Here is a 14,598-nt window from a genome sequence, read left to right as displayed (position 1 = left end):
GTTAGATTTATTTTTTTTAGCGGGAATATAAGGTTATTTTTGCCGGATATTTATTAAAAAATGGGAAAGGACAAACTACGTAAATTTGCTGAAGTTGCTACTTTTGAAAATGTAATCCAACTCGACGCAGGCAAAGAATATAAAGGAAAATGGGCTGAGAAGCAATTTGGTAACAATAATCCAGTTGTTTTGGAGCTTGCTTGTGGTAAAGGTGAGTATACTGTTAATCTAGCGAGATTGTTTCCGGAGAAAAATTTCATCGGTATCGATTTTAAAGGCAATCGTATTTGGCGTGGAGCCAAGACAGCTTTGGAAGATGGAATTCGGAATGTTGCTTTTCTTCGGATACAAATTGAGACTATCCTTGAACATTTTGCTGAAAATGAAATTGATGAAATCTGGATTACCTTTCCGGATCCGCAACCGCAAGATAGTCGTGAAAAGAAACGATTGACGGGGCCAAAGTTTTTAGATCGTTATAAAATCATTATGAAACCTGAGGGGATGATGAATTTGAAAACAGATAACGATGGTTTCTATGCTTACACACTGGAGCAGATCGATTTACAGCATTTGAAAAAATATAAAGAAACGACGGATCTTTACCATTCAGACTTGGTGGATAACGTATTATCCATTAAAACATACTACGAGCGGAAGTATTTAGCTGATGACAAGAACATTAATTATGTGAAATGGAGTTTCGAGAAGGCCTAAGTGTCTACGTTTCTATTGTAATAAAGAGCCCAAACGAAAGTTTGGGCTCTTTTGTTTTCTTCTGGGGGCGTTGGTGCTAAATATTTGATCGCTAGATTTTTAGCCCAGTTGGCAGCTGTAGCTATTGGAATCTATTCTTGTCGTAGTTATAAAGGAAAGGTGCCGTATGCTTTCCGTATTGTTGCGGTATCGTTATCGTAGTTATGTGAAGTACTAAATAGCTGCTTAATGGAGCTGGGAAATTTGCTTAAAACTTCTTGGAATCGTCAGTGTACTGCCTTTCTAGCTATTTTATGTGTCCTTTAAGATCAATTGAGTCTTATTTTTTTATTTTATTATAGTGTTTTAAATAATTTCGATTTATTTCGTTTTTTAAATATTATTAATTATTTTCGATTTGAAAATAATTAATAACCAAAGAGCGATCGCTTTAGATCGAGCCTAATGTGTGATATTCCTGCCGATGCAGACTTCAATACATTTTTTAAATATTTGAAACAATGGTAATGTCATTAAAAAAGAAATGATATTCGAAACAATTGTTAACAAAAAGAAAACATTAAGTTAAAGTATACTTTTTGTTAAGAATATATTTTTGTGCCAAATTGAAAATTAACAATTTACACCAATAACTATGTTTAGTATTAACCCTATCCAAATTAATCTGCGGCACTCCTCCTCGAAAGTGCTATTTGTGGCACTAGTAATTGCCTGCACTAAAGATTTTACGGCGATAGCAGCTCCACTGGGAGCTGATCACGCTGTGCATGCAATTAAGCAGACCAAGATTAAAGTAAAAGGTCAAGTTGTCGATAATCAGACGAAAGAACCTTTGGCATCCGTATCAATCCTTGCAGCAGGTGTAGTTAAAGGAGCGACTGACCGGAATGGTAATTTCGATATTGAAGTTGAATCAGGAACAGCGATCCGTTTTCAGTTGATAGGTTACGAAGCGGAGACGAGGACGTTTTCATCCAGCCAATTGGATACCAAAATTTCTTTAAGTGCGAGATCGGAGGCGCTTAATGAAGTCGTTGTAACAGCACTGGGTATACAGCGGGAAGAAAAGGCGCTAGGTTATTCCATTAGCACAGTAAAAGGCGAGGAATTGACGAATGCAATTTCAAACAACTGGACGGATGCCCTAACAGGAAAAGTTGCTGGTTTGAATTTGGTAAAGTCAGGGGCAGGACCATTGGGATCCAATCAGATTATTTTAAGAGGGGAAACATCTTTTACGGGTGACAATTCCGCATTGATTGTTGTTGATGGTGTTGTGATGGGAGGGGGGACGCGAATGACCGGTAATGGTAGTTCAAATTACTTGGACAGTGATTCTCCAACAGACTTTGGAACATCGCTCTCGGATATTAATCCAGATGATATCGAATCTGTATCTGTTTTAAAAGGACCAGGCGCCTCTGCGCTTTATGGTTCCCGTGGCGCACATGGCGCGGTGATTATTACCACAAAAAAGGGAAATGGAGCTAAAAATAAAATTGGTGTATCCGTTAATTCAAATACGGCAATTGGGACAGTTAATAGATGGCCTGACTATCAATATGAATATGGGCAAGGTGCTGTCGATCAGGATCTTTATTATTCCTATGGGCAGTCAGAGGATGGTGCAAGTACTTTAAGTACGTCTTCTGCATGGGGACCTAAATTTGATGGACAGTATTATTACCAGTACGATCCTAATTTCTACCGTTTGACACCTCCGGAGCGGACATTGTGGAGACCTTATGAAAATAATCGAAAGGATCTTTTCCAAACGGAACTCACATCCACTAATTCGATCAGTATTTCTGGTGCCACGGAGAAGACCAGTTCTAGGTTTTCGTATACGAATGTGACGAACAAATGGATTATTCCTAACATGGGTTATAATAGGAATACCGTTGCCATGCAGTTCAGTAACAAGGTGACGGATAAGCTGAGTCTTTCAACAAAGATTAATTTTAATAATAGAGGATCAGATAATTTGCCAAACAGTGGGTATAACAACCAAAGTTACATGTATTTTGTACGGGGTATTGTGCCGAATGTGAATGCAGCTTGGCTGGACCAGAATTGGATCCCAGGAAAAGAAGGAATTGAACAGATGACTCCGTTTTCAAACCTGTTGGATAATCCAAGAACCATATCTTACGATATGATCAATGCGCAGGATAAAAACAACATTATTGGAAATTTGCAGGCAGATTATAAATTCAACAAGGAATTGAATTTGATGGTGCGGACGGGAATCGATTGGAGCTATGATAAGCGCAAACAATCGCGACCATTTGATACCTATAAATATGCTTATGGCTATTACCGTGAGCAGTCAATCAATAACCAAGAAATTACCTCTGACTTTTTATTGCAATATAACAATCAGCGCAACACCAAACATAAATTTGGCGCATCTGTTGGTGGTTCATTGATGCACAATAAGTATATTAAAGATGATGCTTACGCTAACAGTCTAATTTATCCGAACCAGTATAATTTTGCAAATGCTAGGGAAAAAGTCGTTTACTTACCTTATCGCGAGGAATATGCGACCAATAGTTTATATGCCTTAATAAACTATAGTTATAAGGATATGATTTTTGTCGATGCAACAAATCGTATTGACTGGGCGAGTACATTGGCCTCGCCAAAACGGAATGAAGTTATGCCATTTATATACCCTTCGCTTAATACAAGTTTTGTTATGTCCCAATTGCTAAATCTTCCAAAAGCGATTAATTTTTGGAAAGTTAGGGCATCTATTGCTCAAGTCGGAGGTGGGGGGAAACGTGCTTATCTAAACTCTTATGGTTACCGTAGTGTTGAGGGGACTACTGGGGGGCTTACAAATCCAACCACCGTCCCGGATGAAAACCTGACATTCGAAAGTACGCGGTCCTATGAAATAGGGACAGATTTTAGAATGTTCAGAGATCGACTAAAATTAGATCTTACTTTGTACTCGAACTCGACATTTGATCAGATTATTGAGTCTCCGTTGGATCCTTCAAGCGGTTTTAGAAATCAAATTACGAATGCTGGAGAGGTACGTAATAAGGGGATAGAGATTGCGCTTTCTGGCGATATTATCAAGAAGAAAGATGGGTTAAATTGGAATATGTATGGAAATTTTACGAGCTATGATTCGAAAGTCACTTCTATACCTGCAGATCTGCAAGGAGAATTAGTGCTTTCTACGTTGTTTGGCAGCAGAGGATCAATTGTGGCTATACCCGGTAAACGATTTGGTGATATTTATGGACTCGGTTATGAGCGGAATCAGGATGGCCAAATTGTTTATGAAAATGGACTTCCTGTATTGTCCCAACAGAACATTTATATCGGTAATCCGAATGCAACGACCAAATTTGGTTGGGGCAATGAGTTTAAATACAAAGGATTTAGATTTAATTTCTTGTTTGATGGCCAGTTTGGGGGGGTAGGCTATTCTTTAACGCATGCCGTATTGATGGAAGAGGGAAAATTGAAAAAAACAATTCCCGGACGATATAATGGTATTATCGGCGATGGTGTTGTGAAGAATAGTGATGGAAGCTACAGCAAGAATACGGTTGTTGCGTCTGCTGGAGACTATTATGCTAAACATTTTAACCGGGATAATATAGAATCAAATACGTTTTCCACCGACTTTATAAAGCTTCGTGAGGTCAGATTTGATTATACATTACCAAAGTCGTTTGTTGAACGTTTGAAAATTGAGCGCGCATCAATCGGGGTGTACGGAAGAGATCTGTTTGTCATGACCAAATGGCCTTCATTTGACCCAGAGTTTGGATCGCTAAATTCAAGTGGTATTGAGAAAGGCGCAGAGATTGCCCAGTTCCCTTCAACCCGCACAATGGGTGTCAATTTATCATTCTCATTTTAATTCCAGAGCATTATGAAAAAGAATATAAGAAAAGGTTTTATTTTGTTGGCAGCCTGCGGGATGTTACAGAGCTGCACTAAAGACTTTGTTGCGATAAATACAAATCCAAATGCAATTTCTGCGGCTGCACCACAAAGCCTCATAGCACCAGCCTTACTCAATGTGTTAAACACAAATTTGTCCCGTAATATGCGCATCAATAATGAGCTTATGCAAGTGACGGTAACGGTAAATGATGCATTGGAGATTCAACGGTATGAAATCAGGCCATCAGAAGCGGAATCTACCTGGTCCGGTTGGTATGTGCAGTTGACCAATATACGCGATATTTATCAGAAGGCGGCCGAAGGGCAGCAGAAGGGTTATCAGACCTATCAGGGCATTTCGCTCATATTGGATGCGTGGGTGAGCTCGTTAATAACCGACATGTATGGCGATGTACCTTATACGGACAGCAACAAAGGGTATAGTGATAATAATTTAACGCCTGTATTTGATAAACAGGCTGATATTTATGCGGATATCTTCAGAAAATTGGAAGAGGCCAATACGCTTTTAAAAGGTAAGGTTGCCGTTGAATCTACCAATTTGGCGATGGATCCCATATTTAATTCTGATCCGGCAAAATGGCAGAAATTCGGCAACTCTTTATATCTCCGATTATTGCTGCGGATAGCACATAAGCCAGAAACCAATGCCGTTGCAAAGATCAAAGAAATATTAGAAACAAATGCCACTGAATATCCGGTGATGCAGAGCAATGCAGAGACAGCTGCTTTATATTACACCAATGTACAGCCTTACATGAATCCTTATTTTAATAGCCGTGATATAGATTTTAATGGGAGTAAAGGCTATTCAGAGTTTTTTATTAATAATCTGTTGGACCTTTCAGACCCACGATTAAAAATTTGGGCGACTGAGGCCACATTAGGAGTGTATGGTGGTATGCAATCCGGATACAAACGAGGTAATGTTCCGGAACAACAATCAACGCTTTTAACAAGCTTAAAAGCGGACTCACATATGGGAAATATCATGAATTATGCAGAGTTGCAATTTATTATTGCTGAATGTGGTCTGAGAGGGTATGTTCAGGTCGATGTGTCTGGAGCCTATTTAAAAGGAGTGAATGCAGCCATGGAATATTGGGGATTAACAGCGCCAACAACTTACCTAACTAGTGACAAGGTTCAATTGCTGGCTACAGACAGTGATAATGCGAAATTGAAAAAGGTGCATTTGCAAAAATACTATGCGATGTTATTTACGGATTTCCAACAGTGGTACGAGTACCGCAGGACCCAAATGTTGGATTTATACAAAGGTCCGGGCTTGTTGAATCAGGGGAAAATGCCTGTACGTTTAAATTACCCAACAATTGTACAATCTTTAAACAAAGTAAATTATCAGGATGCTGTGAGTCGTATGGGGGGAGATGGGATAAATGAAAAAATGTGGTGGCAACCTTCAATCAACTAATCAATGGAAAAGTTAAAATCAATACTATGCAGTATGCTGGCAATGTCAGCATTGCTGTCCGGTTGTATCAAAGACAACGTCAATGAATCGATAGGGACACTAAATCCTGAAATATCATTGTATACGCTACGCAGTCTGCATAAAAATGCCGATTTACAGCTTAATGAGTCTTCGTTGCAAGGAGCACAATATATCAAAGCAGTGGTCGTTTCGCGCGTGGAAAATAAGAACCTACCGGAAAATACACTTGCTGTACAGAATATTTGGCGAAATCAACGCCGCGGAATATTAGTAGAGCTACCGAATGCGTCTGAATTTAAATTTGGAGATTCGGTTCAGATCAATATTAGCGGTTCAAAGCTGATTAAAAAAGATGGCTTATTAGTTCTTTCAGTCGATAATAATCAGCAGCTTAAGGTCTACTCATCTGGTAATAACATTGCCCCATTGCCTGTTGCGGTTTCCAGTCTAAAGTCGAAGTTTGATGAGTTTGAATCAACGTATATCGATATTACAGCCGATGTTGAACCTGAACCCGCTGCCGGAACAGCGTTGAAAGGAGATAAAATCTTGATGGACGGTGATAAAAATGAGATTACATTACATACACAAGATAATGCGACATTTGCTGGACAATCTATTGCTCCAAGTGCTTCTTTCAGAGGGATTGCATTTAAGGAGGGCGAAAAGCTACAAGTTAGAATGCAGAGTTATGCTGATATGGCTTATGCAAGTGGTAAGTTGTATACAGGTTGGCCCGAAACTTTTGATGCTGTAGATGCAAGTGTGAAAGGTAGCTATGATATGAAGGATAAAAACGCTGTCTCTTTTCCGACAGGACAATGGTATCTGTATCAAGCTATCTTAGGAAATACAGCTGGGCGGGACCGTATTGTTTCTGGAAAAAATGCTATCCGAATGCAGCAGAATTTAAATGTGGACGGTTATGTACAAATGAATTTCGATGTGCCAAATGGCGCGTCAAAAGTCACTATTTGGTATGGCTCTTACTGGACAGATCGCTCGAGTACATTTAAGTTGGAATATTCGACGGACAATGGGAAAACTTGGACACAAACAGGTGATTCTATTTCAGATGCCCATACAACGACAGAGAGTATGAATTCAAAACAGGCCGTATTCTTAATGAATATCCAGGGGGCAGTACGCTTTAGAGTTACCAAGCTTGGATTAGGAACAAGTAACAATGTGATTAATAACGGAAGGTTGGGATTGGATGATATCGCTATTTATAAAAGTTATTAATTTAAAAAATTGATTATAAGAAAGTCCCGTTGGATTACACAATCCAATGGGGCTTTCTTATAATCAGGTATTATCTCAACTCGTCAAAAAAAATCGTTATCTTCATATATAACTATAAACGAAGACTTATGAACTTAACAGATTTAGTTACAGGTGGAGTAGGCTCTAAAGCGATAGAGACTATTTCAAAAATTACTGGTGTCAGTGAATCTAAAGCAAAATGGATTGTAGCAGCGGCAGTTCCTTTGATGATTGCAGCATTGAATTACAATGCGAAAAACAAGGGTCAGGCAGAAAATATTGACAATGCTATTGATCAGCATAGCAATAGTGGCATACTTGATAAAATTGGAGATTTCTTTGGGCAAGGAGGAGCGGAGCAGAGTGGATCTGAAGATGGCAATAAAATTGTCAACCATATGTTTGGCCAAAATACTGAAGTCGTGACACAGAATATTGCGGATAAAGCGGGCTTGAGCTCTTCTCAAGTGACAGGGGTACTGGCCACACTTGCTCCTATCGTAATGGGGTATCTAGGACAACAAAAGCAGGCTTCGAGTGGCGGGGGGATTGGTGATCTGATCGGTTCTGTGTTAGGTGGTGGAACATCACAAAATGCAGGGGGTGGTATGTTAGGTGGTATTTTAGGCTCTTTTTTAGGCGGCAGCCAAGAAGAACAAACGCAAGGAACTGAGCCGCCAGCAGCGGGAGGTAGCATTACGGACATGCTGGGTGGATTGGCAGGCAGTTTTTTTGATAAAAATAACGATGGACAGGCGAAGGGAAATATTCTTGATTCGATCGCTGGTATGTTTGGGAAGTAAGTTGTGTTAAGCTATTATTTGTCCTGATAAAAAGCTCGTATGGGATTAAGCTAAGATGACGCAGATCCTAAAAGTGATGAGGTCGGAAGTTACATACTTCCGACCTCATCACTTTTGTCCAATTCGTATTAATCTTCGACCGATACTTTCGGCGGGAAATTTTTATGTTTTCTTTTGCTGATTTTGTCAATATTGACGGGTTGAGGTACCTTGACATAATATCCTGTTCCGTCATATTCACGTTTATTGGGGTTTTCTTTACATGCTGGCGAACAGCATCCGTCCATCTCCCAGCCGCATTCGTCACATTGTGTGAAATGTTCATTACAAGTTGGGTTGGCACAATTGATCATTTTAGTGGTTTGCTTGCCACAGTTAAAACAAGTCGATACCACAGATGGGTTGACAGAATTTACATCGACAGTAACACGATTGTCGAAGACGTAGCATTGGCCTTCGAAATCTTCGCCACCAGCTTCCTTTCCGTATTTGATAATTCCGCCATGTAATTGATAAACATCCTCGAAGCCTTCTTTTAACAAAAGAGCAGATGCCTTCTCACATTTGATGCCCCCTGTGCAGTATGTTAATATTTTTTTTCCTCTATATTGTTCGAGCTCTTTTATTTTCTCTGGGAACTCGCGGAAATTGTCAATATCTAGGGTGACAGCATTTTTAAAATGACCAACATTGTGCTCGTAATTTGAGCGTACATCCAATACAACCACATCTTCTTGGTCCTTCATGGCTAAGAAATCTTTCGGTTCAAGGTGCACACCGGTTTGACGGTTGGGGTCAATTTCTTTTGGATCTCTCAAGCCAGAGTGAACGATTTCGGCTTTGTAGCGACAATGCATTTTAATGAATGACGGTTCATCTACAGCGTCAATTTTGAACTCTGTTTTGTTGAAACGACCATCGGCATAGATGGCATCCATATAGCTTTTACAGGCCTCAACAGTGCCTGAAACAGTCCCATTAAGACCTTCATCAGCTACGATGATACGACCGACTAGATCCAGTGATTTACAAAATTCTAAGTGATCTGATGCAAATTTTTCGCCATCCTCGATAGGGCTGTAACAATAGTACAGCAAAGTTTGATATTGTGTCATGATATTCATTGATACCGCTGCAAACGGCGTTTAATGCTAAAAATAAATTTAGTGCAAAGCTACAAAAAATAATAAGTGGAATAAAATGACCGTCGTCACCTTTTCTTTAAAGGTTCGAGCAGGTATTCCAAGCCGTTAAGCTTTATTTCATAGAGTGTCGCTAACTGCTGGCCTAGCTTTCCCTTTGGAAAGCCTTTTTGGTTATACCATACAAGGTAGGGCTCAGGAAGATTACACAATGTGTATCCCTGGTATTTGCCAAATGGCATCTTGACTGTAACAAGCTCGGTTAAAATTTCAGGATTCAACATTAGTCTTGAGGTTTTCCATAATTGAGACGGTACCAAATAGCTTTTAGTGCGATGATGCCATGATTGAATAGATTGGGAATGGCCCCATAGTAGTGTTTGAAAATAGCAAAGCGCTCTTTCAAGGATTCCTTATGTCTTTGTTTTGACATCCCGCCCACAAGATACCGGGCTACATATTGCTGTGCATTGACCGTTTTTTTTGCCTTTTTGGCACAACGAATAACCCAGTCAATATCAGCACATAATTTATAATTGAGATCGTATGGCTCGGCAATGTCCCGCTTGATATAGATGGCCTGATGGCATATATTCATGCCATAGCGAAAGCTTTTCCAGTCGAAATGAGCCGGAACTTTATGCCTCCGTTCACCAATAATATTCCGATTGTCATCTACGAGGATAGTTTCGCCGTAAAGAATATCCGCATCATCGCTCAGTTTGGCAAGATTCTCAATGCTGTTGAGATCATAGATCTCATCTCCGGAATTTAGAAAAAGAACATAATCACCTGTTGCTAATGCTAATCCCTTATTCATTGCATCATAGATCCCCTTATCCTTTTCGGAAAGGAGAACGGTGATTTTATCCCTGTATTTTTGGATGATCTCCAATGTCCCATCAGTTGATTGTCCATCAATGACAATATATTCTATATGGTCATAGCTCTGATTGACAACAGATTTCAGGGTGTGTTCTATGTCACGCACATTGTTGTAAACGACAGTTATAATCGAAAATTTAGGATGAGCAGACATGTTTTTTATGTATTGAATTTATTCATTTTCTTCTTCAGGAATCGGAGGCCACGGTTGAATAAAGATCCTTTCCGATGTGCATAGAAATACTTGATGGCCTCATAAGCTTGCTTGTTTTCTGAAATCTCCGTCGGAAAATACCGTACAGGGCTTTCTGCTAGTGTAACCTGATAAGTAGCTTCCGCAGCTGTATGTGTACCCGAACCATCGTTGCCAATATTTTGCGTCATCGAATTCCTTGGATACAAAACTAACCCATTTTTTTTGAATATAGAAGCATACCAGCGTATCGCCCAAGAGTTGATCTTTCCGGCCTTAAATTCCTGCACTTGTTTCCAGAAGTTTTCTTTACCCTCGATACTGAATTGGTGTATCTGCTCGGCCGTAAAATCCGATACAAGTTCATCAATATTCGGATTGAAATGTTGCCAGGCCCGGTCCCAGGTTGCCCAGCCCCAACTATTGGCGACCCGAAAAAAGAAAGTCTCAGGCAGTTTATTTAAATCTTTTAGCGGATAACCATAACCGCTGATCTCCATGACCTGATCTTGATCTTTATAGCGCTCCAGTGCCTGATTGAAATAATCTAGTGCAAACACCGCAGTTTCCAGATCGTCTTCCAAAACAATAATCTTTCCATGTGCATTGACCACTTTTGTAACACCATCGATCACATTGGCTGCTAAACCCCAATTTTCTGTCCGTTCTACAACAATAACCTCTTTAAAGTTCCAGTGCTTATTGATAATCTTTCGCACTTCAGTAACTGCCTGAAGAGATTTTTCGTTTTTTGCAGCATCCGAATAGATGTAAAGTGTAGTCTGGTCTGCAAGCTTGTTCTGTTCTAAAGCTGAGAGTGTTCTTATTGTATGATCAGGACGATTGTACACAAAAAGTATGACTGGAGCAATACTGTTCATTTATCAATAGATTTTGTTGTATGCTTTTTTGTTGCTTAGACGAGTACGATAAACAGCTCCCGATTTGCCTAGCAATCTAAAAGCAATGTTTAAGTAGCTTTTTGCTTCAAAAATATGACCTTTAAAAATTGAAGCTCCCATTTTCTTCAGACTCGCCAATATGGCCATCGAAAAAGATCTTACAAAGGTATAATTGATATTGCAATACTCTGTCAAATGATAGACAAATTCGCTTTTCAGAAAGGCTTTTCGGTCTGTTTTACGCTGTTGTCTATCGTGATAGGCCTTTGCTCTGTCGGCGAGAATGATGTTTAATCCGTAGTATTTGATGCGGTTGGCATAATCCTTATCTTCTCCATAATGGAAAAAGATCGGCGCGAAACCACCGACTTTTCTGATCACCGGGTTGGGGATAAACCAAAATGCAGCATTGACGAAAGAGCAAATTCGATAAGAATTTTCGTTAGTAGCATTTTTTGTATATACGGCAAAACCATGGTCTAGTGTTGTTTCGGTTCCATCGTAGTGAATAGGCGAGATAATTCCGATATTGTCTGCGTTTATTTTCACTAAGTTGGCAATACAGTCCTGATCCAGCCAGGCGTCCTGATTGACCAAAAATGCATAATCATATTCTTCCTTCAAAACAATGTCAAGTCCGATGTTGTTGGCCTTTCCAAAGCCCAGATTTTCGGAACTTTCTATTAGCCTTATTGTCGGGTACGTTTCTTTTATGATCTGTGTTGTGTTGTCTCCCGAATTGTTGTCGACAACTAAAATATCTGTTGGGTAGCTCGAATCCAATAGGCTGGGTAAGCACTTGTGGATCCAAGGCTCAAAATTATAAGAGACGATTATGGTGAGAATCCTGGCCATCTATTTTTTTCGGATAACTGTTAGGAAATAGTGGAATAATTCCAACAAAATGCTGGGTTTAAAGATTCTGTTGACAATGATATATGCACATACAGCCACTCCAATTGTACTTGCAAACCGAAGATAGAGGTTGGCGATAGATGCGGTGGCATAGTGAGCTGTAATACAACTGACAGCTGCCAATAATGCATAAGCAAAAATATCTGCCAGAAGATAACGAAATGAATAATTCATATAAGGTTTAGCGGAAGCATACCAAACGAATATCCAGAGGGCATTTAATGCTGAGGTTAATCCAATGAGTAGTTCAAGACCTAATGATTTGCCGAAGAATAGAATAGCGATTTGGAGTATACCAAACACGATGATATTCCGCATATAAACTTCAGGTTTTCCCTTGCTAATGATGAGGTTGGAAAAAACATTGCTTACAGAATCAAATGCCGCGCCAATACAAAATATTTGAAGAAATATGGCACTTTGTGCCCATTTATCGGTGATCGCAATAGTAATGAAATCTTGTGCTACAGTTGTTAAACCAAATAACATTGGAAAGGCTAAAAAGGCCGTAAAGGAAATTAGTTTGCGAAAAACCCGAACTTGTCTATCCTTATCATCTTCTATTTCCTTTAAAATAGGCTGTGTCACATTATTAACCATATTGGTCAATATATTCTGGGCCATGATGCTCCAACGATTTGGATTCACGGTATATCCCAGTTCTTCAGCGGTATAATGCCGGCCTAAGATCGCAGCATATATATTTTTGTTGATGTTGATGAAAATATTGGTGACTAGTATTTTACTGCTAAATCCTAAGATGTCACGAATAGGTTTAAAATCGAACTGGAAAGTAGGTCTGAATTTGGAAAAATACCAGAATCCGAGCATATTGAAACCACTATAGGAGACAATTTGGATCGCGTATGCCCAATAGGCATAGTCCTTATAGGCTAAATAAACTCCGACTATATTTGATGCAATAAGAGCAAAGGTGCCTGTGATGACTCTTTCTTTGATTTTTAAATTCCGGAAGAGGTAAGCATTGTGCGCAATACCAAAGCTACCTAGCCAAAAGGATAAAAAGGTAAATCTACTAAGTTCTACAAGTACTGGTTGATTATAGTATAAGGCGATAAGAGGAGCCGCAAAAAATAAAACGATATAAATAAATGTTCCAATTCCTACACTTGTCCAAAATACCGCGTTATAATCTTTATGTTCGACTTCTTTTTTATTGACAATTCCATACACAAATCCACTTTCTTGAAAAGCAGAGGCGAGAACAGAAAAGATGGTGATCATAGCTACTAAGCCATAATCTTCTGCTGTTAGCTTACGGTTTAGTAGGATGCCGAAGCCGAAGCCCAAAAACTGCTGGATGATACTTGCCATACCACCCCACAGCAGTCCTTTTGTTGTTTTTGATTTTAAAGAGTCATTTTTCGTTTGCGATGACATGCTAAATTAAATGAGCGGCAATATTAAAGTATTGCAATTGTATTCGCAAATTCTTTTAGGGAAACATCAGTTGGATTGACATCGGTAATCAAATAAGAAATATCACGTAACGGCACAACTTTCATTTTTTGAACTGAATTTAGTTTCTCAGCAATACTTAAAATAGCCACTTTTTTCGAGCATTTAATCATCGCACGTTTGATTTGTACCACCTCCCAGTCTGAATCGGTCACCCCATCTTCTACTGAAAGAGAATTTGTTCCCAACAAACAAAGATCGACTTTAAGATCTGCCAATTCATTAGCGACTTGGGCTCCGGAAACAATGTTTGTATTGCGTGAAAGTTTTCCGCCAACTAAAATGACTTCAAGATTTGGCTTTTCGGCCAATTCTAGTGCAACTAATGGACTTATAGTGAAAAATGTACACTGCAAATGATCGGGTATTGTTCTCGCTAATTCAATTAAGGTTGTCCCGCCTCCGACTAAAACAGTCATTCCATTGGAGATTAAAGTGCTTGCTTTCTTGGCAATTTCTTTTTTTGCCTCCTTGGCATATACGTTTCCATCCTGAAAAGGGAATTGAAAAGATTTTGATAATGCCCCACCATAGACTTTTAGAACTTTTCCATTCTCGGCGAGTTCGTTTAAGTCACGTCTAATTGTATCTTCAGATACATTCAGTTGAACACTTAGATCTGATGATAAAACTTTATTATGTAGGTTAATCTGATGTATAATGAATGCTTGTCTTTCTTCCTTTAACATTGGTCTTTGGTTTTTAATCGGAATTTAAAAATAATTAAAAAAATCAGTCTAAATGTAGTGAAAATTATTCTTCCTTTTTGTCAATTTTTGTTATGCCAGCTTTGAATCTCGGTTTGAAGCCCGTAGGTTTACTGGCAGCAGGTTCCTGTGTTCCTGTGCTGTTGTTTTCAGGTTCAGCCTTTACGTTGGTATCTAACTTAATTTCGTCTTTCGTATCG

Annotated in this window: 12 protein-coding genes; 5 read left to right on the top strand and 7 right to left on the bottom strand. The window is 39.2% G+C overall.

Annotated features, from left to right (window positions below; translation table 11 throughout):
• The first annotated feature begins 60 nt into the window (after positions 1 to 60).
• The 5 genes from trmB to M2419_RS26215 all read left to right on the top strand — a co-directional run bounded on the left by trmB (position 61) and on the right by M2419_RS26215 (position 8,175).
• Positions 61 to 717 carry a tRNA (guanosine(46)-N7)-methyltransferase TrmB gene (gene trmB, locus M2419_RS26235; RefSeq protein WP_153844445.1) on the top strand — a complete coding sequence of 219 codons (657 nt, stop codon included), beginning with the start codon at positions 61 to 63 and terminating at the stop codon, positions 715 to 717.
• Between the two features lie 694 nt (positions 718 to 1,411).
• Complete coding sequence (locus M2419_RS26230; RefSeq protein ID WP_259256135.1) at positions 1,412 to 4,603, top strand: SusC/RagA family TonB-linked outer membrane protein; 3,192 nt, start codon at positions 1,412 to 1,414, stop codon at positions 4,601 to 4,603.
• Between the two features lie 12 nt (positions 4,604 to 4,615).
• Positions 4,616 to 6,085: a SusD/RagB family nutrient-binding outer membrane lipoprotein gene (locus M2419_RS26225; protein ID WP_153844443.1), complete on the top strand. Its 1,470-nt coding sequence runs from the start codon at positions 4,616 to 4,618 to the stop codon at positions 6,083 to 6,085.
• A 3-nt stretch (positions 6,086 to 6,088) separates the two neighbouring features.
• Positions 6,089 to 7,351: a DUF5689 domain-containing protein gene (locus M2419_RS26220; RefSeq protein ID WP_153844442.1), complete on the top strand. Its 1,263-nt coding sequence runs from the start codon at positions 6,089 to 6,091 to the stop codon at positions 7,349 to 7,351.
• Positions 7,352 to 7,479: 128 nt separating this feature from the next.
• The gene (locus M2419_RS26215) at positions 7,480 to 8,175 is read left to right on the top strand and encodes a DUF937 domain-containing protein (RefSeq protein ID WP_153844441.1); all 696 of its coding nucleotides are present in this window, start codon (positions 7,480 to 7,482) and stop codon (positions 8,173 to 8,175) included.
• A 128-nt stretch (positions 8,176 to 8,303) separates the two neighbouring features.
• On the opposite strand, the gene M2419_RS26210 is transcribed toward M2419_RS26215, so the two are convergent.
• The 7 genes from M2419_RS26210 to M2419_RS26180 form a co-directional block, all read right to left on the bottom strand.
• Positions 8,304 to 9,290: a rhodanese-related sulfurtransferase gene (locus M2419_RS26210; protein WP_182330620.1), complete on the bottom strand. Its 987-nt coding sequence runs from the start codon at positions 9,288 to 9,290 to the stop codon at positions 8,304 to 8,306.
• 95 nt (positions 9,291 to 9,385) lie between these two features.
• Positions 9,386 to 9,601: a DUF3820 family protein gene (locus tag M2419_RS26205; RefSeq protein ID WP_046673143.1), complete on the bottom strand. Its 216-nt coding sequence runs from the start codon at positions 9,599 to 9,601 to the stop codon at positions 9,386 to 9,388.
• On the bottom strand, positions 9,601 to 10,356 hold the full coding sequence (locus tag M2419_RS26200) for a glycosyltransferase family 2 protein (protein WP_259256133.1): 756 nt from the start codon (positions 10,354 to 10,356) through the stop codon (positions 9,601 to 9,603). The genes M2419_RS26205 and M2419_RS26200 overlap by 1 nt, the downstream gene beginning before the upstream one ends.
• A 5-nt stretch (positions 10,357 to 10,361) precedes the next feature.
• Positions 10,362 to 11,276 (bottom strand): glycosyltransferase, encoded by a 915-nt coding sequence (locus M2419_RS26195; RefSeq protein WP_153844438.1) that lies wholly within the window; start codon positions 11,274 to 11,276, stop codon positions 10,362 to 10,364.
• Between the two features lie 3 nt (positions 11,277 to 11,279).
• Positions 11,280 to 12,152 (bottom strand): glycosyltransferase family 2 protein, encoded by an 873-nt coding sequence (locus M2419_RS26190; RefSeq protein ID WP_182982293.1) that lies wholly within the window; start codon positions 12,150 to 12,152, stop codon positions 11,280 to 11,282.
• Positions 12,153 to 13,613 carry a lipopolysaccharide biosynthesis protein gene (locus M2419_RS26185; protein ID WP_182982292.1) on the bottom strand — a complete coding sequence of 487 codons (1,461 nt, stop codon included), beginning with the start codon at positions 13,611 to 13,613 and terminating at the stop codon, positions 12,153 to 12,155.
• 23 nt (positions 13,614 to 13,636) lie between these two features.
• A complete protein-coding gene (locus tag M2419_RS26180) occupies positions 13,637 to 14,380 on the bottom strand; it encodes a DeoR/GlpR family DNA-binding transcription regulator (RefSeq protein ID WP_046673148.1) in 744 nt (247 codons plus the stop codon).
• Positions 14,381 to 14,598 lie beyond the last annotated feature (218 nt).

This window comes from Sphingobacterium sp. BIGb0116 (assembly GCF_024808035.1).
Lineage (GTDB): Bacteria > Bacteroidota > Bacteroidia > Sphingobacteriales > Sphingobacteriaceae > Sphingobacterium > Sphingobacterium paramultivorum.
The sequence above is the reverse complement of the archived record's forward strand: the minus strand, read 5'-3'. Positions and strand labels throughout refer to the sequence as shown.

Excerpts from the sequence above, each read along its gene's own strand:
- trmB (WP_153844445.1), top strand. The coding sequence starts at position 61 with ATGGGAAAGGACAAACTACGTAAATTTGCTGAAGTTGCTACTTTTGAA.
- M2419_RS26225 (WP_153844443.1), top strand. The coding sequence starts at position 4,616 with ATGAAAAAGAATATAAGAAAAGGTTTTATTTTGTTGGCAGCCTGCGGG.
- M2419_RS26220 (WP_153844442.1), top strand. The coding sequence starts at position 6,089 with ATGGAAAAGTTAAAATCAATACTATGCAGTATGCTGGCAATGTCAGCA.
- M2419_RS26215 (WP_153844441.1), top strand. The coding sequence starts at position 7,480 with ATGAACTTAACAGATTTAGTTACAGGTGGAGTAGGCTCTAAAGCGATA.
- M2419_RS26210 (WP_182330620.1), bottom strand. The coding sequence starts at position 9,290 with ATGACACAATATCAAACTTTGCTGTACTATTGTTACAGCCCTATCGAG.
- M2419_RS26205 (WP_046673143.1), bottom strand. The coding sequence starts at position 9,601 with ATGTTGAATCCTGAAATTTTAACCGAGCTTGTTACAGTCAAGATGCCA.
- M2419_RS26200 (WP_259256133.1), bottom strand. The coding sequence starts at position 10,356 with ATGTCTGCTCATCCTAAATTTTCGATTATAACTGTCGTTTACAACAAT.
- M2419_RS26195 (WP_153844438.1), bottom strand. The coding sequence starts at position 11,276 with ATGAACAGTATTGCTCCAGTCATACTTTTTGTGTACAATCGTCCTGAT.
- M2419_RS26190 (WP_182982293.1), bottom strand. The coding sequence starts at position 12,152 with ATGGCCAGGATTCTCACCATAATCGTCTCTTATAATTTTGAGCCTTGG.
- M2419_RS26185 (WP_182982292.1), bottom strand. The coding sequence starts at position 13,613 with ATGTCATCGCAAACGAAAAATGACTCTTTAAAATCAAAAACAACAAAA.
- M2419_RS26180 (WP_046673148.1), bottom strand. The coding sequence starts at position 14,380 with ATGTTAAAGGAAGAAAGACAAGCATTCATTATACATCAGATTAACCTA.